Genomic DNA, 21940 nt, shown 5'->3' with positions numbered 1-21940 from the left:
TGTGACGTCCGGGGGGCCCGCGACCTACTCCGGCAGGGGCTGCGGCGGTTTCGGACCCACGTAGTGCCCGCTCGGGCGCATGCGCAGCGGACGTTCGCCGTACTCCTCCAGCGCGTGCGCGATCCACCCTGCCGTACGGGCCACCGCGAAGATCGTCTCGCCCGCCGTCGCCTGCATGCCGCTGGAGGCCGTGAACACGGCGAGGGCCAGGTCGACGTTGGCGTGCAGCGGGGTGTGCCGGGCGGTGGTGGCCACGATGTCGCGTGCCGCCGCCAGGGCGGGAGCGGCCCGCGGGATGTCCTCCAGCAGACCGAACAGGACACGCGCGCGTGGGTCCTCGCCCGGATAGAGCCGGTGGCCGAGGCCCGGGATACGACGGCCGGCGCGCAGCTCGTCGGCGATCACGGGGGCCGCGTCACCCTCGTCGAGCACGTCCATCAGCAGCCGGTGGGCGACTCCGCTCGCCGCCCCGTGCAGCGGGCCCTCGAGCACGCCGAGCCCGGCGGAGACGGCCGCGTAGGCGTGGGCGCGGGCCGAGGCGGCGACGCGCACCGCGAGGGTCGAGGCGGCGAGGTCGTGGTCCACGAGCAGGGCGAGGGCGGTGTCCAGCACCCGCAGCGAGGCCTCGTCGGCGTCCCGCCCGGTCAGCCGGGCCCAGAGCCGGTGGGCCAGCGGGCCCTCGTCCCGGTGGCCGCGCCGGGTCGGCAGAGCGGCGACCAGCGTGGGGATGAGGGTGCGCGCGGTGCCCAGCACGGCGTCCTCGGAGAGGTCGAAGCGCAGCGGGTCCGCGACGGCGGCGGCGATCGCCGCCACCCGCAACCGGTCCGTGGGGCCGGTGTGTTCGGGCAGCGCGTCGACGGCGCGGCGGGCCGTGGCGACGGAGGACTCGGGGGCCGTGAAGGTGATGCCGTGGTGCAGAGTGCCGGTCCACAGCCACTCGGCGACCTCTTCGTAGGAGTGGCGGGTGGCCAGTTCGGTGGCGTCCACACCCCGGAAGTAGTACCGGTCCGACTCGATGAGTGTGATGCGGGTGCGCACGGACAGTTCGCCGCCGGAGGCCGGAGTCCCGCCGCTGTCCCGCCTGTTGCGCCGGGCGAGTGCCTCCACCTCCGCCGCCTCGAAGGTGCTGCCCCGGCCGCCGGGCACACGGCGGCTGCTGAGCTGGCCGCGGCTGACGTAGGCGTAGACCGTCTCGGGCTTCACGCCCAGCAGTTCGGCGGCTTCCTTGGTTGTCAGCCGTCGGTCGGCGTGCCCGGGGGAGGGCTCTTGATCGTGCATGGGGGTCACCGTATCGGCCTCGCGACGTGTGGCTTGATGCATTGCCTGAATTGATCTGTGTTGGAACCTAGATTGATTTAATCAATATTGACAGGGGTTGAGTCAAGCATGGACAGTCGAATCAAGTCCAGGGAGGAAATCATGTCCGTCAAGTCCGTCAAGTCCGTCAACAGGTCATCAGCGGCCACCGTCGACGTACCCCGCGGCCTCGCCGGCGTCGTCGTCACCGATACCGAGATCGGGGATGTCCGGGGCCTGGAGGGCTTCTACCACTACCGCCAATACTCGGCCGTCGAACTCGCGCAGACCCGCGGCTTCGAGGACGTCTGGCATCTCCTGGTCCACGGGGAACTGCCGGACGCGGCACGGCGTATGGCGTTCGCGGCCGAGACGGCGGCGCTGCGTCGGCTGCCCGACGAGGTGCGGGAGGTGCTGCCTGCGATCGCGGCCGCGAGCGGACGGTCCGGTCCGCTGGCCGGCATGCGTACCGCGCTGTCGCTGCTCGGGGCGGCGAAGGGGTTCCGGCCGGTGTACGACATCGACGCGGACGAGCGGCGGCGCGACACGCTGGCAGCGGCCGCCGCCGTACCGACCCTGCTGACGGCGCTCCACCGGCTGGGCCGGGGGCTGGAACCGGTGGAGCCGCGGGACGACCTGTCGTTCGCGGCGAACTACCTGTACATGCTGACGGGTTCGGAACCGGACGCGAGGCGGGCCCGGGCGGTCGAGCAATACCTGATCTCAACCATTGACCACGGTTTCAACGCGTCAACATTCACCGCGCGTGTCATCGCGTCCACGGGTGCGGACGTGGCGGCTTGCCTGGTCGGAGCGGTGGGGGCGCTCTCGGGGCCGCTCCACGGTGGTGCTCCCAGCCGGGCGCTCGACACACTGGACGCGATCGGCACGCCCGATCGTATCGATCCCTGGATCCGGGAACGGGTCCTCGTCGGCGACCGCATCATGGGTTTCGGGCACGCCGTGTATCGCACGGAGGACCCGCGCTCCCGGATGCTCCGCGAAGTGGCCCAAAGCTTCGGCGGTCCTCGCGTGGAATTCGCGGTGGAGGTCGAACGCCGGGTGGAGGCCATACTGGCGGAGCTGAAGCCCGGTCGCGAACTCCATACGAACGTCGAGTTCTACGCGGGCGTGGTCATGGAACTGTGCGGGCTGCCCCGCGAGATGTTCACACCGACCTTCGCGGCGGCGCGGGTGGTTGGCTGGAGCGCCAACATCCTCGAACAGGCCCAGGACCGAAAGATCATCAGGCCGACGGCGCGGTATGTGGGACCGGGGGCGCCGGTGAAGGTACCGGAGGCGGTCTGAGAGACACATGTGGCCTGGTGTCGTTCTGGCGCCAGGCCTCATCGGTGTCGATCGAGCAGGAGCGGGGTGCCGGACTACTCGCAGGATGGTTCCCGGCTCTGACCGTGGTTGCGAGCGGCCGGGGTCTCGAACGGGGCGGAGCTGGGTACAGGCGCCCGTGACGGAGATCAGGCGTCGGGGATGTCCGCCTTGGCGCGGATCAGAGTCTCCCGACTTACGATGACGATGTGCTCGTAGTCGGCTCGGGAGGCGTCTGCGGGCAATTCCCGCTCCAGCGCCTCGGTGGCCTCGGTGCCGATGACAGCGAAGTTGCCGTCGCTCAGTTCGAAGATGTCCGGGCAGTTCGCTCCTGAGGCACTGCCACGGGCACTCGGAGGCACACCGATGCGGCGCACGATCTTCAAGGGGTACCGGTCCTTACACAAGATGTGGGCAGAGTGGTGTGGAGCACGTTACTGGGACTGTCGATGCACGTGCGTCTGCATCGAGGAAAGTCACTCGAAGAGCGCTGGTGATTCGTGTGTTTACCGGTCCCCTGTTTACCGGTCCTCGGGAGATCCACCGGTCGGCGGGTCGCCGACCACCCACCATTCGTCAGTGTCGGAGTCTTCGATCTCCCTGACGAGATCGTCGACGATCCGCCCGAGCCTCGCCTCGTCCGAGGACGACTTCAAGGTTGCGCGCTGCCCCTGGGAAGCATCCCAGTACTCGCGCATCAGCGGGTTCTGGAACAGCTCGCGCGCGTGCCCGTAGAACTCCTGCTGGTCGACGATCCCCGCCCGGTACAGGTGGTACAGGTTGGTGTACCACGCATTGGCGTAGAAGTACTGACGTCGCTTCGCTTCCGGAATGTTCGCGTCGTAGGTGTCGATCACGGCGGCAAGGGAGGGATCATCGATCGCCCTGGACAGCAACTCCCAGTGCATGCGTTGCTGGTGGGCCAGGGCCCTTCTGCGAGCGGCCAGTTCCTCGAGCTCAAGGCGCTTCACCTGCAATTGCTCTGCTTCCAGTCGCCGTCGACCGGCGGCCAGAGTCAGCCCGGCGGTGGCGAGCATGAGGCTGGCCGCGGCGAGGCTCAGCCTCCTCGCGGCAGTGTTCCGTGTGGCCATGTCAACCCCCGAATCAGGCGGCCGTCCGCCGGTCGTCGGGGTGCGGGTCGACTGGAGGGGACCGGCGAGCGGTGGGCGGCGCTTGCCGTCTCCCAGGGTGCCGAGCGGCTCTGATCGGCGGGGGAGGCGGAGAGGAGGCGCATGGAGGGAAGCGAGGGTCGCACACTCCGGCGCCTTCCCCAACGTCTGCCCCGCAAGTGCTGCTAACAATCGTTCACTTCGCAGTGATTCTTCCGGCTCGTATCCTGGTCCGGCATTCAAACCTCGTACGTGCGCCGCCAGCGCGATCCGGCGCACACGGCAGTGTGAAAGAGGTCGTACGTTGCGTCAGCCGAGCCCCGGACATCGGCAGATCCCGGTCGTCGTACTCGCCGGATTCCTCGGCTCGGGGAAGACCACGCTCCTCAACCATCTGCTGCACCGCAGCGGAGGCAGTCGGATCGGGGCGATCGTCAACGACTTCGGGGCCATCGAGATCGACGCGATGGCCGTGGCCGGGGCCCTCGGCGACTCGACCGTCTCACTCGGCAACGGCTGCCTGTGCTGCGCGGTCGACGTCAGCGAACTCGACGGCTATCTCGACCGGCTGGCCGCGCCCTCCGCCGGTATCGACGTCATCGTCATCGAGGCAAGCGGGCTCGCCGAGCCCCAGGAGCTGGTGCGGATGGTGCTGGCCTCCGAACATCCGGGGATCGTGTACGGCGGGCTCGTCGAGGTCGTCGACGCCGCCGAGTTCGACGACACCCGCGCCAGGCATCCCGCGATCGACCGGCATCTCGCCCTCGCCGATCTCGTCGTCGTCAACAAGGTCGACCGGGCGGAGGAAGAGGGGCAGAGGGTTCTGCGGCTCGTTCGGTCGCTCGTCGATCGCGCCGCCGTCGTGGCGGCCACCTACGGCCGCGTCGACCCGGAGTTCCTCTTCGACTGCCGGCCGAGCGAGGAACGCGTCGGGCAGCTCTCCTTCGACGATCTGCACGGTCACGACGCGCACGGACATGACGAGGACGGACACGACGACCAAGGGCACGACGAACACGGACGCGGGGAGGACGGGCACGCCGAGGACGGGCACGCCGCGCATCCGCACGCCGGCTACGACAGCCTGTCCTTCGCCGTCGAAACGCCCATGAACCCACGCCGGTTGATGGCGTTCCTCGACAGCCGGCCTGCGGGGCTCTACCGGATCAAGGGGTACGTCGACTTCGGCGCGTACGACGTCCGCAACCGTTACGCCGTGCATGCCGTGGGGCGCTTCCTGCGGTTCTACCCGGAGCCGTGGCCGGCCGGCGCCCCACGCCTCACCCAGCTCGTCCTGATCGGCTCCGGCATCGACGCGCCCGCCCTCGGCAAGGAGCTGGAGGCCAGTACGAGCGACGCCCCGCACACCGCCGACGAGCACGGCATGTGGGGCGTCCTGCGGTACGTCCAGGATCCCGGCGAGCAGGACCCCGCGTTCTAGACCGGGCCCGCCACCACGGCCACCGTCTTCGGCAGGGACACGCCCGAGCCGTCGCGGCGCGGGTCGATCTCCGGCAGGTCGGCGGGGGTGCCGTTCTTCTGGGCCGCCTTGGCCGGCGTGGCGCCCGCCCAGGCCAGCGACAGGCAGTCCTCGCCCTTGAGGAACCGCTGGCAGCGGACACCGCCGGTGGCGCGGCCCTTGCGCGGGTACTGGTCGAACGGGGTCAGCTTGGCCGTCGTCTGGACCGAGTCGTCGAGCGTGCCGCGGGAGCCCGCCACCGTGAAGACCACCGCGTCCGCCGCCGGGTCCACCGCCGTGAAGCAGATGACCTTCGCTCCGTCGGCGAGCTTGATGCCCGTCATGCCGCCCGCCGGACGGCCCTGCGGACGCACCTGGGCGGCCTGGTAGCGCAGCAGCTGGGCGTCGTCCGTGATGAAGACCAGGTCCTCCTCGCCGGTACGCAGCTCCACCGCGCCGACGATCCGGTCGCCCTCCTTGAGGGTGATGACCTCCAGCTCCTCCTTGTTGGACGGGTAGTCGGGGACCACACGCTTGACGACGCCCTGCTCGGTGCCGAGGGCCAGACCGGGGGAGGACTCGTCGAGGGTGATCAGACAGACCACCGTCTCGTCGTCCTCCAGGGAGAGGAACTCCGCGAGGGGGGCTCCGCCCGCGAGGTTCGGGGCCGCCGCCGTCTCCGGCAACTGCGGGAGGTCGACGACGTTGATCCGCAGCAGGCGGCCGGTGGACGTCACGGCGCCGATCTCTCCGCGGGCCGTGGCCGGGACCGCGGAGACGATCACATCGTGCTTCACGCGCCTGCCGTCGGCGTCCTCCGGGAAGGGCTCACCGTTCGCCGTGCGGGCCAGCAGCCCGGTCGAGGAGAGCAGCACCCGGCACGGGTCGTCCGCGACCTGCAGCGGTACGGCGGAAGCCGTGGCGCCGGAGGACTCCAGCAGGACCGTACGGCGCTCGGTGCCGAACTTCTTCGCCACCTGCGCCAGTTCGTTGGAAACCAGCTTGCGCAGCTCCGCGTCCGAGTCCAGGATCCGGGTCAGCTCCGCGATCTCCGTGTTGAGCCGCTCCTTCTCCGACTCCAGCTCGATGCGGTCGTACTTGGTGAGGCGGCGCAGCGGCGTGTCGAGGATGTACTGGGTCTGGATCTCCGAGAGCGAGAAGCGCTCCATCAGGAGTTCCTTGGCCTGCGCGCTGTTCTCGCTGGAGCGGATCAGCCGGATGACCTCGTCGATGTCGACCAGGGCCGTGAGCAGCCCCTCCACCAGGTGCAGCCGGTCGCGGCGCTTGGTGCGGCGGAACTCGCTGCGGCGCCGGACGACGTCGAAGCGGTGGTCGAGGTAGACCTCCAGGAGCTCCTTGAGGCCGAGGGTGAGGGGCTGCCCGTCCACCAGGGCGACGTTGTTGATGCCGAAGGACTCCTCCATCGGCGTCAGCTTGTACAGCTGCTCCAGGACGGCCTCCGGCACGAAGCCGTTCTTGATCTCGATGACCAGGCGCAGGCCGTGCGCGCGGTCGGTGAGGTCCTTGACGTCGGCGATGCCCTGGATCTTCTTCGAGCCGACCAGGTCCTTGATCTTGGCGATCACCTTCTCCGGACCGACCGTGAAGGGCAGTTCGGTGACGATCAGGCCCTTGCGGCGGGCGGTGACGGTGTCGACCTCGACGGTGGCGCGCATCTTGAAGGTGCCGCGGCCCGTCTCGTACGCGTCCCGGATGCCGGCGAGCCCCACGATGCGGCCGCCGGTGGGCAGGTCGGGGCCCGGGACGTGCTTCATCAGGGTGTCCAGGTCCGCGTTCGGGTAGCGGATCAGGTGGCGGGCGGCCGCGATCACCTCGCCGAGGTTGTGCGGCGGCATGTTCGTCGCCATACCGACCGCGATGCCCGAGGCGCCGTTGACCAGCAGGTTCGGGAAGGCGGCGGGCAGGGCGACCGGCTCCTGCTCCTGGCCGTCGTAGTTCGGGGCGAAGTCGACCGTGTCCTCGTCGATCGACTCCGTCATCAGGCTCGTCGCCTGCGCCTGGCGGCACTCGGTGTACCGCATCGCGGCGGGCGGGTCGTCGTTGCCCAGCGAGCCGAAGTTGCCGTGGCCGTCGACGAGCGGCACGCGCATGGAGAAGGGCTGGGCCATGCGCACCAGGGCGTCGTAGATCGACGCGTCGCCGTGCGGGTGCAGCTTGCCCATGACCTCGCCGACCACGCGCGCGCACTTCACATAGCCGCGGTCCGGACGCAGGCCCATCTCGTTCATCTGGTAGACGATGCGCCGGTGCACCGGCTTGAGGCCGTCGCGGGCGTCGGGCAGGGCGCGGGAGTAGATGACCGAGTACGCGTACTCGAGGAAGGAGCCCTGCATCTCGTCGACGACGTCGATGTCGAGGATGCGCTCCTCGAACGAGTCGTCGGGCGGCGGGGTCTTCGTGCTGCGGCGGGCCATCGCTGCCGGCTCCTCTTTTCTGGTCGCTCGCCTACGGGTCGCTCACGGCCCCTTCGGCTCACGCTTGCTGAAGCATGAACGGGATCTGACGCCACCATTGTGGACCGCTGCACTGACAACGCGGGCCAGGACCCGGTGCGGGCGGTCCGGTCCGCCGGTGCGGGCACCATCGGGCGCGGCTGCCCGCAGGCTACGCGATCCGCTGTGGGCGTACGTCGTCCGGGAACTTCGCCGCGGCTCCGCACGCTTGCATACAGTGGCAGGACCGGCAGCAAAACCGCGGTGTCAGCCACCGCATCGGCGATCGAAGGGACGTACATGCCCATGGGTCACACGGCCACAGACCAGGCAGGCACCGGGGGCCTGACAGCGACCGAGCACCGCCTGGCCAACGGCCTGCGCGTGGTGCTCTCCGAGGACCACCTGACCCCGGTCGCGGCGGTGTGCCTCTGGTACGACGTCGGCTCGCGTCACGAAGTCAAGGGCCGAACCGGCCTTGCTCACCTTTTCGAGCACCTGATGTTCCAGGGCTCGGGACAGGTGAGGGGCAACGGCCACTTCGAGCTGGTGCAGGGGGCCGGCGGCTCGCTCAACGGCACCACCAGCTTCGAGCGCACCAACTACTTCGAGACCATGCCCGCCCACCAGCTGGAGCTCGCCCTCTGGCTGGAGGCCGACCGCATGGGCTCCCTGCTGGCCGCCCTGGACGACGAGTCCATGGAGAACCAGCGGGACGTCGTGAAGAACGAGCGCCGGCAGCGCTACGACAACGTCCCGTACGGCACCGCCTTCGAGAAGCTGACCGCCCTCGCCTACCCGGAGGGCCACCCCTACCACCACACCCCGATCGGCTCGATGGCCGACCTGGACGCGGCGACGCTGGAGGACGCGCGCGCGTTCTTCCGCACGTACTACGCGCCCAACAACGCCGTGCTGTCGGTCGTCGGCGACATCGACCCCGAGCAGACGCTCGCCTGGGTGGAGAAGTACTTCGGCTCCATCCCCTCCCACGACGGCAAGCCCGCCCCCCGGGACGGCACCCTGCCGGACGTGATCGGAGAGCAGCTGCGCGAGGTCGTCGAGGAGGAGGTGCCCGCGCGCGCGTTGATGGCCGCCTACCGGCTGCCGCACGACGGCACGCGCGCGTGCGACGCGGCCGACGTGGCGCTGACCGTCCTCGGCAGCGGCGAGTCCTCCCGCCTCTACAACCGGTTGGTACGGCGCGACCGTACGGCCGTCGCGGCCGGCTTCGGCCTGCTGCGGCTCGCCGGGGCGCCCTCCCTGGGCTGGCTGGACGTGAAGACCTCCGGGGACGTCGAGGTCCCGGTGATCGAGACCGCCATCGACGAGGAGCTCGCCCGGTTCGCCGAAGAGGGCCCGACGGCCGAGGAAATGGAGCGCGCGCAGGCCCAGTTGGAGCGCGAGTGGCTGGACCGGCTCGGCACGGTCGCGGGCCGCGCCGACGAACTGTGCCGTTACGCCGTCCTGTTCGGCGACCCGCAGCTCGCCCTGACCGCCGTCAAACGCGTCCTGGAGGTGACCCCGGAGGAGGTCCGCGAGGTCGCCGCGGCCCGCCTGCGCCCCGACAACCGCGCGGTGCTGGTGTACGAGCCGGTCTCCGCGGAGGTCGCCGAGGACGCCGATCCGCCCGAAGACCCCGAGGCCGAGGCCACCGTCGAAGCCGGCGACAAGAACGAGGAGGCGGCCAAGTGACCGAGCTCGCCGCGATGGAGTTCCACCCGCAGCCCCAGGCGGGCGAGGCCCGGCCCTGGGCGTTCCCGGCGCCGACACGCGGGGCGCTCGGCAACGGCCTGACCGTGCTGCGCTGCCACCGCCCCGGCCAGCAGGTCGTCGCCGTGGAGGTCCTGCTGGACGCGCCCCTGGAGGCCGAGCCGGCCGGCTTCGACGGCGTCGCCACGATCATGGCGCGCGCCTTCTCCGAGGGCACCGACAAGCACTCCGCCGAGGAGTTCGCCGCCGAACTGGAGCGCTGCGGCGCCACCCTCGACGCGCATGCCGACCACCCCGGCGTCCGGCTCAGCCTGGAGGTTCCGGCCTCCCGACTGGCCAAGGCGCTCGGTCTGCTCGCCGACGCCCTCAGGGCGCCCGCGTTCGCCGACAGCGAGGTCGAGCGGCTGGTCCGCAACCGCCTCGACGAGATCCCGCACGAGCTGGCCAACCCCTCCCGGCGTGCCGCCAAGGAGCTCTCCAAGGAGCTGTTCCCGGCCGGCGCGCGCATGTCGCGCCCGCGCCAGGGCACCGAGGAGACCGTCGAGAAGATCGACGCGGCGGCCGTGCGCGCCTTCTACGACCGTCACGTCCGGCCGGCCACGGCCACCGCGGTGGTCGTCGGCGACCTCACCGGGATCGACCTCGACGCCCTGCTCGGCGAGACCCTCGGGGCGTGGACGGGCTCCAGGGCCGAGCCCCGCCCGGTGCCACCGGTGACGGCCGACGACACCGGGCGCGTGGTCATCGTGGACCGTCCCGGCGCCGTCCAGACGCAGCTGCTCATCGGCCGCGTCGGGCCCGAGCGGCACGACCGCGTTTGGCCCGCGCAGGTCCTCGGCACGTACTGCCTGGGCGGCACCCTCACCTCCCGCCTGGACCGCGTCCTGCGCGAGGAGAAGGGCTACACCTACGGAGTGCGGGCCTTCGGCCAGGTCCTGCGCTCCGCCCCGGACGGCACGGGCGCGTCGATGCTCGCCATCAGCGGCTCCGTCGACACCCCGAACACCGGCCCGGCGCTCGACGACCTCTGGAAGGTGCTGCGCACGCTCGCCGAGGGCGGCCTCACGGACGCCGAGCGTGACGTCGCCGTGCAGAACCTCGTCGGGGTGGCGCCGCTGAAGTACGAGACGGCGGCGGCCGTGGCAGGCACGCTGGCCGACCAGGTCGAACAGCACCTGCCGGACGACTACCAGGCGACGCTGTACCAGCAGCTCGCCGCGACCGGCACCGTGGAGGCCACCGCGGCGGTCGTGAACGCCTTCCCCGTCGACCGGTTGGTGACCGTCCTGGTCGGGGACGCGGCGCAGATCAAGGGGCCCGTAGAGGCTTTGAACATCGGTGAAGTGACCGTGGTGTCCGCCGAGTAGCGGCACACGGGCGTGGCGGGGCCCTGGTGACGGAAGCGTCACCAGGGCCCTCTTATGTCCGAATTGAAGGAAGAATGAAGGAGAGTGGGCCGTTTGCTCTGTGGGATGCGCTACAAACACCCTGATCCGTTTGGGAATTGAAAGTGGCCCCGCTTAGCGTCGTCCGGGCTGTCCGTCAGGCAGTGCGCCGCACCCGCGGCACCGGACAGTCATCGCCGAGTCCCCGTACGGCGCGAGCCAGGGGAGCCGGGGACCCATCGCAGTCCCTGGGGTGAATCGGACGCCCACGCGCGTAGCGAGGGTGTCCGTAGGAGACCTTCCTGCTCCGAACCCGTCAGCTAACCCGGTAGGCGAGAGGGAAGGAAAGGAACAGCCTGTACATGGCGTTCATGTGCGCCACCGGGAAGCACCGTCGTCCCAGCCGGATCAAGCGCTCCACCGCCCAGGCCGCCGGCGTCGCGGCCCTCGCCACCACCGGTGTCATCGGTGCCCTCGCGGCCCCCGCGCTCGCCGCCGACAACGCGGCCGGCGCCGTCGAGCAGACCGGTCTCACCCCCGTCATCACCATCGGCGACTCGATCGCCGCCAAGATCGACGCGCAGGCCGACGCGCAGAAGCAGGCCGCCGAGATGGCCGCCCGCAAGAAGGCGGCCGAGGAGGCCGCGCGCAAGAAGGCCGAGGCGGAGGCGAAGAAGGCCCGCGAGGCCAAGGAGCGCGCCGCCCGCGAGGCCGAGCGCAAGCGCCTCAACACCTTCGTCGCCCCGATCTCGAACTCGTACGTCTCCACGGGCTACAAGGCCAGCAGTTCCCTGTGGTCCTCGGGCAGTCACACCGGCATCGACTTCCACGCCGCGACCGGCACCACCGTGCACGCCGTCGGCTACGGCACGGTCGTGCAGACCGGCTGGGGCGGTGCGTACGGCAACCAGATCGTGATCAAGATGAACGACGGCACGTACACCCAGTACGGCCACCTGTCGTCCATCGGTGTCTCCGTCGGCCAGAAGGTCGTCACCGGCCAGCAGATCGGCCTCTCCGGCTCGACCGGCAACACCACCGGGCCGCACCTGCACTTCGAGGCCCGTACGACGCCGGAGTACGGCTCCGACATCGACCCCGTCGCCTACCTCCGCTCGCACGGCGTGAACGTCTGACGGAGGATCGCGAGATCCCGCGAAGCCCCGGCTCCCCGAGCCGGGGCTTTCCGCGTTTCAGTCGTCCCGCTGTCCAAAAAATATCCATGGATTCCGGTCCGCCGTCGGAAATTCCCGCCCTTTGCAATAGAGTCACTGGACACACGTCCATGGTCGACGTTTCACGGGGATTAAGGCGGAGGTCGGACATGCGTATTCCGGCGCACTCGGTGTGCACGGCCATCCGGGACGACATCGTCGCGGGTGTCTACGAGCGCGGCAGCCGCCTCACCGAGGAACTCCTCGCCCGCCGCTACGGCGTCTCGCGCGTCCCCGTCCGCGAGGCCCTGCGCACCCTGGAGGCCGAGGGCTTCGTCGTCACCCGGCGGCACGCGGGCGCGTGCGTCGCGGAACCGACCGAGCAGGAGGCCTCCGACCTGCTGGAGATGCGCCTGCTGCTGGAGCCGCTCGGCGCCTCCCGGGCCGCCCAGCGCCGCACCGAGGCGCATCTGAAGGTGCTGCGCGGCCTGGTCAGACTGGGCCAGGAGCGGGCCAGAAGGGGCAACAGCGAGGATCTGCGCTCCCTGGGCGGCTGGTTCCACGAGACGCTCGCCCAGGCCTCCGGCAGCCCGGCCATGACCTCGACGCTGACCCAGCTGCGTCACAAGATCGCCTGGATGTACGCCGTGGAGGCGCCCGCCGATCCGGTGGAGTCCTGGGCCGAGCACGGGGCGATCGTCGACGCCGTGGCGCGTGGCGACGGCGAACGCGCGCGGGCGGTCACGGCACTGCACACCGAACGCTCGACCGCCGCGCACCGGCTGCGATTCGGGAGCCAGGAGCGGGCGAACGGTGTGAGGAACTCGCAACATGCCGTAAACATGCCGAGCCTGCGGCATTAACACGGACGCCGTATACAAAGAGGAAAGAATTCGCGGGGGCTATTTCACGCTGCCCGCCGCCGGGAATTCCGAACCCCCGGCCCAGAAAATGCGAAGGGCTCGCCCGGAAATTCGGACGAGCCCTTCCGTGGTGCCGTGGTCAGACGGTCTCGGGAAGCTCCTCGAGCCCCTCGGAGACCAGCTTGGCCAGACGGTCGAGGGCCGCGTCCGCGCCCTCGGCGTCGGAGGCGAGGACGATCTCCTCGCCGCCCTGGGCGCCCAGGCCCAGAACCGCCAGCATGGAGGCCGCGTTGACGGGGTTGCCGTCGGCCTTGGCGATCGTGACCGGGATACCTGCGGCCGTGGCGGCCCGGACGAAGATGGAAGCGGGGCGGGCGTGGAGGCCCTCGGCCCAGCCGACGTTGACGCGGCGCTCAGCCATGTGATGCTGCCCTTCGGTGTTCAGGGTTGTCTAGACCAGTTTCCCACAACGTGAGGCTGCTCCGGAGAGGCTCGCGCCCCTCCGGGGTGAGTCGTCGGGCCGCGGCCTCGGCCCGACGTCCGTCCCTCGCGCTGCTTGGTTGTCGTCCACAGACTGCCTCGCGCCGTTGTCGGACGCGAGCCGTACGCTGGGGCCCATGCAGACCTCGTCGGACCGGCACGAGTACCCCGCCCACTGGGAAGCCGACGTGGTGCTGCGCGACGGCGGCACCGCGCGCATCCGCCCCATCACCGTCGATGACGCGGAGCGCCTGGTCAGTTTCTACGAGCAGGTGTCGGACGAGTCGAAGTACTACCGCTTCTTCGCGCCCTACCCGCGACTGTCCGCGAAGGACGTCCACCGCTTCACGCACCACGACTTTGTGGACCGGGTGGGACTCGCGGCCACCGTCGGCGGCGAGTTCATCGCCACCGTACGCTACGACCGCATCGGCGCCGACGGAACGCCCGCGTCGGCGCCGGCCGACGAGGCCGAGGTCGCCTTCCTCGTCCAGGACGCCCACCAGGGCCGCGGCGTCGCCTCCGCCCTCCTGGAGCACATCGCCGCCGTCGCCCGCGAGCGCGGCATCCGCCGCTTCGCCGCCGAGGTGCTGCCCGCCAACACCAAGATGATCAAGGTGTTCACGGACGCCGGCTACACCCAGAAGCGCAGCTTCGAGGACGGCGTCGTCCGCCTCGAGTTCGACCTCGAACCCACCGACCGCTCCCTGGCCGTCCAACGCGCGCGGGAGCAGCGCGCCGAGGCCCGGTCCGTACGGCGGCTGCTCGCGCCCGGCTCGGTCGCCGTCGTCGGCACCGGCCGTACTCCCGGCGGCGTGGGCCGCGGCATCCTCGACAACATCCGGGACGCGGGCTACGCCGGACAGCTGTACGCCGTGAACAAGGCGTTCGGCGAGGACCTGAAGGAACTCGACGGCGTCCCCGCCCACCGCTCCGTGCGGGACATCGACGGACCCGTCGACCTCGCGGTCGTCGCCGTGCCGGCCGAGCACGTCCCCGAGGTCGTCACCGAGTGCGGCGAGCACGGCGTGCAGGGGCTGGTCGTCGTCTCCGCCGGCTACGCCGAGAGCGGGCCGGACGGACGCGAACGCCAGCGCGAACTCGTCCGGCACGCACGCGCGTACGGCATGCGGATCATCGGCCCGAACGCCTTCGGCGTCATCAACACCTCCCCGCAGGTACGGCTCAACGCCTCCCTCGCCCCCGAGATGCCCCGCGCCGGCCGCATCGGCCTGTTCGCCCAGTCCGGCGCCATCGGCATCGCCCTGCTGTCCCGGCTGCACCGGCGCGGCGGCGGCGTCACGGGCGTCACCGGGGTGTCCACCTTCGTCTCCTCCGGCAACCGCGCGGACGTCTCCGGCAACGACGTCATCCAGTACTGGTACGACGACCCGGACACCGACGTCGTCCTGATGTACCTGGAGTCCATCGGCAACCCCCGTAAGTTCACCCGCCTCGCCCGGCGCACGGCCGCCGCCAAGCCGCTGGTCGTCGTCCAGGGCGCCGGTTCCGCACCGCAGGGGCACGCCGTACGGGCGACGCGGCTGCCGCACGCGACCGTGTCCGTGCTGCTCAGGCAGGCCGGGGTGATCCGGGTCGACACCATCACCGAGCTGGTCGACGCGGGGCTGCTGCTCGCCCGCCAGCCGCTGCCGAGCGGACCCCGGGTGGCGATCCTGGGCAACTCCGAGTCCCTGGGGCTGCTGACGTACGACGCCTGTCTCTCCGAGGGCCTCCGGCCGCACCGCCCGCTCGACCTGACCACCGGTGCCACGGCCGGCGACTTCCACGCTGCGCTGCTGCGGGCCCTCGGGGACGACTCCTGCGACGCGGTGGTCGTGACCGCCATCCCGGCCATCGGCGAGGCCTCCGTGGCCGACGCGGAACTGGCCCAGGCGCTGCAGTCGGCCGCCGACCAGATCCCGGGCAAGCCGGTCCTCGTCGTGCATGTCGAGCTCGGCGGGCTCGCGCAGGCGCTGTCGGCGGCGGCCGGCACCGCGCCCGAGCCGGACGCCGCGGCCACCGGAGCCCGCAGGCTGCGCCCCTCGCAGCAGCTGCCCGCCCCGGTCCCCGCCCGGCAGCCCGCCGCCCCCGCCGCCCCCGACGCCACCCCCCGGCTCATCCCGGCCTACCCGGCCGCCGAACGCGCGGTGCGGGCCCTCGCGGAGGCCGTGAAGTACGCGCAGTGGCGGCGCGAGGCCGCCGAGCCCGGCAGGGTGCCCGAGTACGACGACATCGACGAGAAGGGCGCGGCCCGCCTCATCGACGGCATGCTCGCGCGCGGACAGGGCCTCACCCTGGGCACCGAGGAGACCTGCGAGCTGCTCGGGCGCTACGGAATCGCCGTCCGCCGGGCGACCCCCGCGTTCACCCCGGACGACGCCGTCCGGGCCGCCGGCGAGCTCGGCTACCCCGTCGCCCTGAAGGCCACTGCCCCGCACCTGCGCCACCGCGCCGACCTGGGCGGCGTCCGGCTGGACCTGGCGGACGAGGAGCAACTGCGCCGGGCGTACGCCGAGTTGACCGGCCTGTTCGGCAAGCCGGAGGAGCTGCGGCCGGTCGTGCAGTCGATGGCGCCCCGGGGCGTCGACACGGTCGTACGGGCCGTCATCGACCCGGCCGCCGGCGCCGTGCTGTCCTTCGGGCTGGCGGGGGCGGCCTCCCAGCTGCTCGGCGACATGGCGCACCGGCTGGTCCCGGTCACCGACCGCGACGCGACCTCTCTGATCCGGTCGATCCGGACGGCCCCGCTCCTGTTCGGCTGGCGCGGCTCGACCCCCGTCGACACGCCTGCGCTGGAGGAACTGCTGCTGCGCGTGTCCCGGCTCGTCGACGACCACCCCGAGGTCGTCGCGGTCACCCTGGAGCCGGTCGTCGTCGCCCCGCGTGGCCTGAGCGTTCTCGGCGCCTCCGTGCGCCTCGCGCCCCCGCCCGCCCGCGACGACCTCGGCCCGCGCACGCTTCCGGTGTACTGAACCACCCCTGAGCGGTGCCTCGCAGTCAGTGCGCCCCCGTAGGATGGACGCCATGGCCAAGACCAGTACGACGACCCAGGGGCTGCGTGCGGCGATCGAGCGCAGCGGCTACTACCCGGCCCTCGTGGCCGAGGCGGTGGAGGCCGCCGTGGGCGGCGAGCCCATCCGGTCGTACCTGGTCCACCAGGAGACGACGTTCGACCAGAACGAGGTGCGGCGGCACGTGACCGTGCTCGTCCTCACCGGCAACCGCTTCATCGTCAGCCACACCGACGAGCAGGCCGCCGACAGCACCTCCCCGACGCCGTACGCGACGACGTCGACGGAGTCGGTGAAGCTCGGCCGGATCTCGTCGGTCGTGGTCAGCCGGGTGGTCGCCAACCCCGAGCAGTACGCGCCGGGCGCCCTGCCCCGCGAGGTCGTGCTGACCATCGGCTGGGGCGCCGTCTCCCGTATCGACCTCGAGCCCGCCGCCTGCGGAGACCCCAACTGCGAGGCCGACCACGGCTACACCGGCAACTCCACCGCCGACGACCTCAGCCTGCGGGTCAGCGAGGCCGGGGACGGCCCGGAGACCGTGCGCCAGGCCCTCGCCTTCGCGCAGTCCCTCTCCGAGGCGACCGCGGACACCACCCGCTGAGATGGTCCACGCCCCCTGGGACGCCCACCCCGAGCCCCTCTCCGTCGATTCCGCGCCCCTGCCCGAGTACGGCAGCGGCTCCCTCGCCGACCTCCTGCCGACCCTGGCCGCCGGCATGGGCGTACCGGACACGAAGGCCGCGATCGCCGAGCTGACGCCCGCCGACCGGAACTGCGTGTTCCTGATCGACGGCCTCGGCTGGGAGCAGCTGAAGGCGCACCCGGACGAGGCGCCCTTCCTGACCTCGCTGCTCGGCAGCTCGCGCGGTGGCACCGGACGCCCCCTGACCACCGGCTACCCGGCGACCACCGCCACCTCCCTCGCCTCCGTCGGCACCGGCCTGCCGCCCGGCGCGCACGGTCTGCCCGGCTACACCGTGCGCGATCCGGCCACCGGCGAGCTGATGAACCAGCTGCGCTGGCAGCCCTGGACCGCACCGCAGGTCTGGCAGCCGTACCCCACTGTCTTCCAGCTGGCCCACCAGGCGGGCGTGCACGCGGCCCAGGTGTCCTCGCCGACCTTCGAGAGCACCCCGCTGACCAAGGTCGCGCTCAGCGGCGGAACGTTCCTCGGCAGGCTGTCCGGAGAGGACCGCATGGACGTCGCGGCCGAACAACTGGCCGCCGGCGACCGCTCGTTGGTCTACACGTACTACGCCGAACTGGACGGCGCGGGCCACCGCTACGGCGTCGACTCCGACACCTGGCGCGGCCAGCTCATGCACGTCGACCGGCTCGTCCAGCGCCTGGCCGAGCAACTCCCGCCGCGCAGCGCGCTGTACGTCACCGCCGACCACGGCATGGTCGACGTGCCCTTCGACGAGCAGCACCGCATCGACTTCGACGAGGACTGGGAGCTGCGCGCCGGAGTGGCCCTGCTCGGCGGCGAGGGCCGCGCACGGCACGTCTACGCCGTCCCCGGCGCCCAGAACGACGTCCTGACCTGCTGGCGCGAGGTGCTCGGCGAGCAGTTCTGGGTGGCCTCGCGCGACGAGGCCATCGCGGCGGGCTGGTTCGGACCACGGATCGACGAACGGGTGTACGCCCGCCTCGGTGACGTCGTCGCGGCCGCGCGGGACGATGTCCTGATCATCGCGTCCGAGCGGGAGCCGAAGGAGTCGGCGATGGTCGGCAACCACGGTTCGATGACCCCTGCCGAACAGCTGGTCCCCCTGCTCGAAGTACGCTCCTGAAGCCCGTACGCCGTCCCGTTCGCCGAAAGGTGCTCAACCACCCATGCCCGAGCTGGTGTTCTTCTCCGGAACGATGGACTGCGGGAAGTCGACCCTGGCTCTCCAGATCGAGCACAACCGCTCGGCGCGCGGCCTGGCCGGAATGATCTTCACTCGGGACGACCGCGCCGGCGAGGGAAAACTCTCCTCGCGGCTGGGCCTGGTGACGGACGCGGTTGAGGTCGAGAACGGACAGGACCTCTACGCCTACCTGGTCGACCATCTCTCCCAGGGCGGCCGCGCGGACTATGTCATCGCGGACGAGGCGCAGTTCCTGGCGCCGGAGCAGATCGACCAACTCGCGCGCGTGGTCGACGACCTGGGCCTCGACGTCTACGCCTTCGGCATCACGACGGACTTCCGCTCGAAGCTCTTCCCGGGCTCCCAGCGCCTCGTCGAGCTCGCCGACCGCGTCGAGGTCCTCCAGGTCGAGGCGCTGTGCTGGTGCGGTGCCCGCGCCACGCACAACGCCCGCACGATACGCGGGGAGATGGTCGTCGAGGGCGCCCAGGTGGTCGTCGGGGACGTCGACCGGTCCGACACCGTCGGTTACGAGGTCCTGTGCCGCCGGCACCACCGCCGCCGGATGACGGCGGCCACGGCCCGTGCGGCGGCCCTCTCTCCGGACGTGCTGCCGGTGTCGTCGGCCTGAGCGGCCGCCGACCGCGCTCAGTGCGCGCTCTGCACCAGGGAGAAGCGGGCGCCCTCCGGGTCCGACACCGTGGCCACACGGCCGTGGGGCGTGTCGTGCGGGGCCTTCAGGACGTGGCCGCCCAGGTCGGTCAGGCGGTCGGCCGCCTCGTGCGTGTCGGCCACCTCGAAGTACGTCAGCCAGTGGGGGCCCCGGTCGCGGGGGAGCGCGTGGCCGACGCCGTGGATGCCGGCCACCGGGCGGCCGTCGACGCGCAGGGTGACGTAGTCGGAGTCGGCGGAGACGACCGGCTCCTCCTCGAAGGCGAAGACGGTCTCGTAGAACTTGGCGACGCTCGCCGACTCGAAGGTGAGCAGTTCGTTCCAGGCGGGGGTGCCGGGGACGCCCGTGAGCGCCGTGCCGAGGTGCCGGGCGGCCTGCCAGACGCCGAAGACGGCGCCCGAGGGGTCGGAGCCGATGGCGAGACGTCCGGCCTCGTCGGCGTCCAGCGGCCCGACCCCGATCGTGCCGCCGCACAGCCGTACCGTCTCGGCGGTCAGGTCCACGTCGTCCGAGGCGAGATACGGCGTCCAGGCGATGGGCAGATGGCGGTCCGGGGGCAGTTGGCCGATGCCCGCCACCTCGTGGCCGTCGAGCAGGGCGCGGGAGTACGGGCCCAGTTGCCGGGGGCCGGGCTCGAACTCCCAGCCGAACAAGGAACCGTAGAAGTCCTGGGTGGCCGTCAAACCGTGCACCATCAGGCTCACCCAGCAGGGCGTACCGGGTGTTTGCCGAGCGTGCGTCTCGGTCATCGTCACTCTCTCCTCGACTCCTCGCGGTGGCCGTGTCGCTTCCGCTGTCCGGATCCCCGTGCCGATGCTCGCACCAGCCGTGCCACCGCGGGCTCCGGGCGCGCCGCGAGGCGCACGGCCCCGTGCCCGCAGAATGCCCGGTGTGCGGTGTCCCGTCCGGTCCCGGGCGATGGCCGACGGGTGTCGATCGGTTGTACGGCAAGTGCCCGAGCCCGTACGCCTCGTGATCGGGCCTGTCCGGCGGAGCAGAGTAGCCGGACATGGACGACGCGGCCACCCCGTGCGCGAGGATGGGGGCCATGAACGCCATCATCTCCGCAACCGAACTCGCGAGCGACCTGACCGGCCCGAACCCGCCGGTCCTGCTCGACGTCCGCTGGCAGCTCACCCTGGCCAAGGCGGCCGGCGAGCCGCCTTTCGACGGCCGTGCCGCGTACGCGGCCGGGCACATCCCCGGTGCGGTCTACGTCGACCTGGACACGGAACTCGCCTCCGCGCCCGGCGAGCGTGGCCGGCACCCGCTGCCCGACCTCGAGGTCTTCGGTGCCGCTGTGCGCGGGGCGGGCGTGTCGGCCGGGACGCCGGTGGTCGTTTACGACGGCGGGCAGGGCTGGGCGGCGGCGCGCGCGTGGTGGCTGCTGTGCTGGACGGGTCACCCGGACGTGCGGGTCCTCGACGGCGGCTTGCCGGCCTGGGAGGGGGCGCTGGAGACGTCGGCACCGACACCGGTCGAGGGTGACTTCGAGCCGGCGCCGGGCGACGCCGGGTTCCTGGACGCCGACGGGGCGGCCGCGCTGGCGCGGTCCGGCGTCCTGTTCGACGCGCGGGCGGGGGAGCGGTACCGGGGGGACGTGGAGCCGATCGACCGGGTCGGCGGACACATCCCGGGCGCGGTGTCGGCCCCGACGAACGAGAACGTCGGCCCCGACGGACGGTTCCTGCCGGCCGAGCAACTGGCCGAGCGCTTCAAGGCGCTGGGGGCGGGCGACGGTGCGGCCGTCGGCGTGTACTGCGGCTCGGGCGTCTCGGGGGCGCACGAGGTGCTCGCCCTGGCGGTCGCCGGGATTCCGGCGGCGCTGTACGTCGGGTCCTGGTCGGAATGGTCGTCGGACCCCTCGCGCCCGGTCGCCGTGGGACCCGATCCGCGATAGGGCCACGAAACAGAGGGCCGCGCCCGGACGGCGCGGCCCTCATGCTCGTACGACCGACTACTCCTGCTTCTTGCGCCGCGTCCCGAACACGATCTCGTCCCAGCTCGGGACCGCCGCCCGGCGGCCCGGGCGGACGCCGTCGGCCTCCGCCTGGCGGTCGGTGGCGCCGATGAGACGGTCGCGGTGACTGCCGACGGAGCGTGGCATCAGGACGTCCGCGTAGGCGGAACCGGCCGAGGCCGCCGGAGCCGGGGGCTCCTCCGCCTCGGGCTCGGCGACGGGCTCCTCCGGCGGCGGGGGCGTCTCGGACGGGCGCTCCGGGACCACCAGGTCGCCGCGGAAGCTCGGTACCGCCTCCAACAGGCTGGTCAGCGAGTCCCGTTCACCTGCCGTGCTCTCCTCCGCCGGTTCGGACGCCTGCGCGGGCAGGCTCGGGCGGTCGAGGGCGCGGTCCAGCGGGCGGTCGCGCGGCAGCCGGGCGATACGCGGGACGAAGGGGAAACTGGGCTCGGGCGCGGCGAGGTCCTCGGACTCGCCGATCAGCGAGCGCGCCTCCTCGTCGACGGCCTGGACGAGCCGCCGGGGCGGGTCGTACGTCCAGCTGGCCGAGTGCGGTTCGCCCGCGACCCGGTAGACCAGCAGGACCTCCCAGGTGCCGTCGTCGCGGCGCCACGAGTCCCACTGCACCGTGTCCTTCTCGGCGCCGCGCAGCAACAGACGCTCCTGGACGGCCTCGCCGAGCTGGGGCCCCGCGGCGTTCTCGCCGGGGCGGCGGACGGGGGTCTTGCGGGCCCGCTCGGCCATGAACGCGCGCTCGGCGAGGACGGGGCCCTCGAAGCGGCGTACCCGGTCGACGGGGATGCCCGCGAGCTGCGCGACTTCCTCCGCGGTGGCACCGGCGCGTATACGCGCCTGGATGTCGCGGGGACGGAGATGGCTTTCGACCTCGATCTCGATCTGACCGAGGCGGGGACGGTCGCCGCGGACTGCCGCACGCAGCCGTTCGTCGATCGGAAGCGTGTACTCCGTAGAGTCGGCAGCCTTCAGCACCAGCCGTGTGCCGTCATTGGAGACGGCCACGACACGCAGTTCGGGCATGGGGACCTCCCGGGTGGTGCCTGCCGACGTCACGTGCGTCGCTGCTTCCGCTAGTCGAGTGTGGCCTGCCCGGGTGCAGCCTGCCACAACCTTGCCGAGTTGCCCGGCGTGTCGGGCACGGGCCCGGGAACGCCGTTATGGCACGGTTACCTATTCGCAACGCT

Annotated in this window: 18 protein-coding genes and 1 riboswitch; of the genes, 11 read left to right on the top strand and 7 right to left on the bottom strand. The window is 71.6% G+C overall.

The window, feature by feature from the left end; genetic code table 11:
- Positions 1–24: 24 nt before the first annotated feature.
- Complete coding sequence (locus tag ABZ453_RS43170) at positions 25–1278, bottom strand: citrate synthase (RefSeq protein WP_359024261.1); 1254 nt, start codon at positions 1276–1278, stop codon at positions 25–27.
- Positions 1279–1419: 141 nt separating this feature from the next.
- Between ABZ453_RS43170 and ABZ453_RS43165 the strand changes: the two genes are divergently transcribed.
- Positions 1420–2604 carry a citrate synthase/methylcitrate synthase gene (locus ABZ453_RS43165; RefSeq protein ID WP_359024259.1) on the top strand — a complete coding sequence of 395 codons (1185 nt, stop codon included), beginning with the start codon at positions 1420–1422 and terminating at the stop codon, positions 2602–2604.
- A gap of 167 nt (positions 2605–2771) precedes the next feature.
- On the opposite strand, the gene ABZ453_RS43160 is transcribed toward ABZ453_RS43165, so the two are convergent.
- On the bottom strand, positions 2772–3008 hold the full coding sequence (locus ABZ453_RS43160) for a hypothetical protein (protein WP_359024257.1): 237 nt from the start codon (positions 3006–3008) through the stop codon (positions 2772–2774).
- Positions 3009–3143: 135 nt separating this feature from the next.
- Complete coding sequence (locus ABZ453_RS43155) at positions 3144–3713, bottom strand: DUF6082 family protein (RefSeq protein ID WP_359024255.1); 570 nt, start codon at positions 3711–3713, stop codon at positions 3144–3146.
- Positions 3714–4035: 322 nt separating this feature from the next.
- On the opposite strand from ABZ453_RS43155, the gene ABZ453_RS43150 reads away from it, so the two are divergent.
- Positions 4036–5172: a GTP-binding protein gene (locus tag ABZ453_RS43150; RefSeq protein WP_359024253.1), complete on the top strand. Its 1137-nt coding sequence runs from the start codon at positions 4036–4038 to the stop codon at positions 5170–5172.
- On the opposite strand, the gene ABZ453_RS43145 is transcribed toward ABZ453_RS43150, so the two are convergent.
- Positions 5169–7625 (bottom strand): DNA topoisomerase IV subunit A, encoded by a 2457-nt coding sequence (locus ABZ453_RS43145; protein ID WP_359024251.1) that lies wholly within the window; start codon positions 7623–7625, stop codon positions 5169–5171. The two genes, ABZ453_RS43150 and ABZ453_RS43145, sit on opposite strands and share 4 nt — an antisense overlap.
- Positions 7626–7943: 318 nt before the next feature.
- Here ABZ453_RS43145 and ABZ453_RS43140 point away from each other — a divergent pair, with 318 nt between their 5' ends.
- The 4 genes from ABZ453_RS43140 (at position 7944) to ABZ453_RS43125 (ending at position 12758) form a co-directional block, all read left to right on the top strand.
- Positions 7944–9338: a pitrilysin family protein gene (locus ABZ453_RS43140; protein WP_359024249.1), complete on the top strand. Its 1395-nt coding sequence runs from the start codon at positions 7944–7946 to the stop codon at positions 9336–9338.
- A complete protein-coding gene (locus ABZ453_RS43135) occupies positions 9335–10723 on the top strand; it encodes a pitrilysin family protein (RefSeq protein ID WP_359024247.1) in 1389 nt (462 codons plus the stop codon). Before ABZ453_RS43140 ends, ABZ453_RS43135 begins: the two co-directional genes overlap by 4 nt.
- Before the next feature lie 203 nt (positions 10724–10926).
- Positions 10927–11091: riboswitch (cyclic di-AMP (ydaO/yuaA leader) on the top strand.
- Positions 11092–11103: 12 nt separating this feature from the next.
- Positions 11104–11877, top strand: a complete 774-nt coding sequence (locus tag ABZ453_RS43130) for a M23 family metallopeptidase (RefSeq protein ID WP_359024245.1) — start codon at positions 11104–11106, stop codon at positions 11875–11877.
- Positions 11878–12065: 188 nt separating this feature from the next.
- The gene (locus ABZ453_RS43125) at positions 12066–12758 is read left to right on the top strand and encodes a GntR family transcriptional regulator (RefSeq protein ID WP_133046128.1); all 693 of its coding nucleotides are present in this window, start codon (positions 12066–12068) and stop codon (positions 12756–12758) included.
- A gap of 139 nt (positions 12759–12897) precedes the next feature.
- Here the strand turns inward: ABZ453_RS43125 and ABZ453_RS43120 are convergent, their stop codons facing one another.
- Positions 12898–13179, bottom strand: coding sequence for an HPr family phosphocarrier protein (locus ABZ453_RS43120; RefSeq protein ID WP_016432192.1), 282 nt, complete (start codon positions 13177–13179; stop codon positions 12898–12900).
- Positions 13180–13375: 196 nt separating this feature from the next.
- Between ABZ453_RS43120 and ABZ453_RS43115 the strand changes: the two genes are divergently transcribed.
- The 4 genes from ABZ453_RS43115 to ABZ453_RS43100 are packed head-to-tail and all read left to right on the top strand — an operon-like array spanning position 13376 to position 18736.
- Positions 13376–16213 (top strand): GNAT family N-acetyltransferase, encoded by a 2838-nt coding sequence (locus ABZ453_RS43115; RefSeq protein ID WP_359024243.1) that lies wholly within the window; start codon positions 13376–13378, stop codon positions 16211–16213.
- A gap of 43 nt (positions 16214–16256) precedes the next feature.
- Positions 16257–16853 carry a DUF5998 family protein gene (locus ABZ453_RS43110; RefSeq protein ID WP_359024289.1) on the top strand — a complete coding sequence of 199 codons (597 nt, stop codon included), beginning with the start codon at positions 16257–16259 and terminating at the stop codon, positions 16851–16853.
- Position 16854: 1 nt separating this feature from the next.
- Complete coding sequence (locus ABZ453_RS43105; protein WP_359024241.1) at positions 16855–18045, top strand: nucleotide pyrophosphatase/phosphodiesterase family protein; 1191 nt, start codon at positions 16855–16857, stop codon at positions 18043–18045.
- Between the two features lie 43 nt (positions 18046–18088).
- The gene (locus tag ABZ453_RS43100; RefSeq protein WP_359024239.1) at positions 18089–18736 is read left to right on the top strand and encodes a thymidine kinase; all 648 of its coding nucleotides are present in this window, start codon (positions 18089–18091) and stop codon (positions 18734–18736) included.
- Between the two features lie 17 nt (positions 18737–18753).
- Here ABZ453_RS43100 and ABZ453_RS43095 read toward each other — a convergent pair whose 3' ends face one another.
- Positions 18754–19527 (bottom strand): VOC family protein, encoded by a 774-nt coding sequence (locus ABZ453_RS43095; protein ID WP_359024237.1) that lies wholly within the window; start codon positions 19525–19527, stop codon positions 18754–18756.
- A gap of 299 nt (positions 19528–19826) precedes the next feature.
- Here ABZ453_RS43095 and ABZ453_RS43090 point away from each other — a divergent pair, with 299 nt between their 5' ends.
- Positions 19827–20678 (top strand): sulfurtransferase, encoded by an 852-nt coding sequence (locus ABZ453_RS43090; RefSeq protein WP_359024235.1) that lies wholly within the window; start codon positions 19827–19829, stop codon positions 20676–20678.
- Positions 20679–20735: 57 nt separating this feature from the next.
- Here ABZ453_RS43090 and sepH read toward each other — a convergent pair whose 3' ends face one another.
- Positions 20736–21776, bottom strand: a complete 1041-nt coding sequence (gene sepH / locus ABZ453_RS43085; RefSeq protein ID WP_133046123.1) for a septation protein SepH — start codon at positions 21774–21776, stop codon at positions 20736–20738.
- Positions 21777–21940 lie beyond the last annotated feature (164 nt).

The sequence above is a fragment of the Streptomyces sp. NPDC005799 genome, from assembly GCF_040630525.1.
Classification (GTDB): Bacteria; Actinomycetota; Actinomycetes; order Streptomycetales; family Streptomycetaceae; genus Streptomyces; species Streptomyces griseorubiginosus_B.
Note: the sequence above shows the minus strand (reverse complement) of the source record. Positions and strands in the feature narration are given on the sequence as shown.

Excerpts from the sequence above, each read along its gene's own strand:
- ABZ453_RS43170 (WP_359024261.1), bottom strand. The coding sequence starts at position 1,278 with ATGCACGATCAAGAGCCCTCCCCCGGGCACGCCGACCGACGGCTGACA.
- ABZ453_RS43165 (WP_359024259.1), top strand. The coding sequence starts at position 1,420 with ATGTCCGTCAAGTCCGTCAAGTCCGTCAACAGGTCATCAGCGGCCACC.
- ABZ453_RS43155 (WP_359024255.1), bottom strand. The coding sequence starts at position 3,713 with ATGGCCACACGGAACACTGCCGCGAGGAGGCTGAGCCTCGCCGCGGCC.
- ABZ453_RS43145 (WP_359024251.1), bottom strand. The coding sequence starts at position 7,625 with ATGGCCCGCCGCAGCACGAAGACCCCGCCGCCCGACGACTCGTTCGAG.
- ABZ453_RS43140 (WP_359024249.1), top strand. The coding sequence starts at position 7,944 with ATGCCCATGGGTCACACGGCCACAGACCAGGCAGGCACCGGGGGCCTG.
- ABZ453_RS43130 (WP_359024245.1), top strand. The coding sequence starts at position 11,104 with ATGGCGTTCATGTGCGCCACCGGGAAGCACCGTCGTCCCAGCCGGATC.
- ABZ453_RS43125 (WP_133046128.1), top strand. The coding sequence starts at position 12,066 with ATGCGTATTCCGGCGCACTCGGTGTGCACGGCCATCCGGGACGACATC.
- ABZ453_RS43120 (WP_016432192.1), bottom strand. The coding sequence starts at position 13,179 with ATGGCTGAGCGCCGCGTCAACGTCGGCTGGGCCGAGGGCCTCCACGCC.
- ABZ453_RS43115 (WP_359024243.1), top strand. The coding sequence starts at position 13,376 with ATGCAGACCTCGTCGGACCGGCACGAGTACCCCGCCCACTGGGAAGCC.
- ABZ453_RS43110 (WP_359024289.1), top strand. The coding sequence starts at position 16,257 with ATGGACGCCATGGCCAAGACCAGTACGACGACCCAGGGGCTGCGTGCG.
- ABZ453_RS43105 (WP_359024241.1), top strand. The coding sequence starts at position 16,855 with ATGGTCCACGCCCCCTGGGACGCCCACCCCGAGCCCCTCTCCGTCGAT.
- ABZ453_RS43100 (WP_359024239.1), top strand. The coding sequence starts at position 18,089 with ATGCCCGAGCTGGTGTTCTTCTCCGGAACGATGGACTGCGGGAAGTCG.
- ABZ453_RS43095 (WP_359024237.1), bottom strand. The coding sequence starts at position 19,527 with ATGACCGAGACGCACGCTCGGCAAACACCCGGTACGCCCTGCTGGGTG.
- ABZ453_RS43090 (WP_359024235.1), top strand. The coding sequence starts at position 19,827 with ATGAACGCCATCATCTCCGCAACCGAACTCGCGAGCGACCTGACCGGC.
- sepH (WP_133046123.1), bottom strand. The coding sequence starts at position 21,776 with ATGCCCGAACTGCGTGTCGTGGCCGTCTCCAATGACGGCACACGGCTG.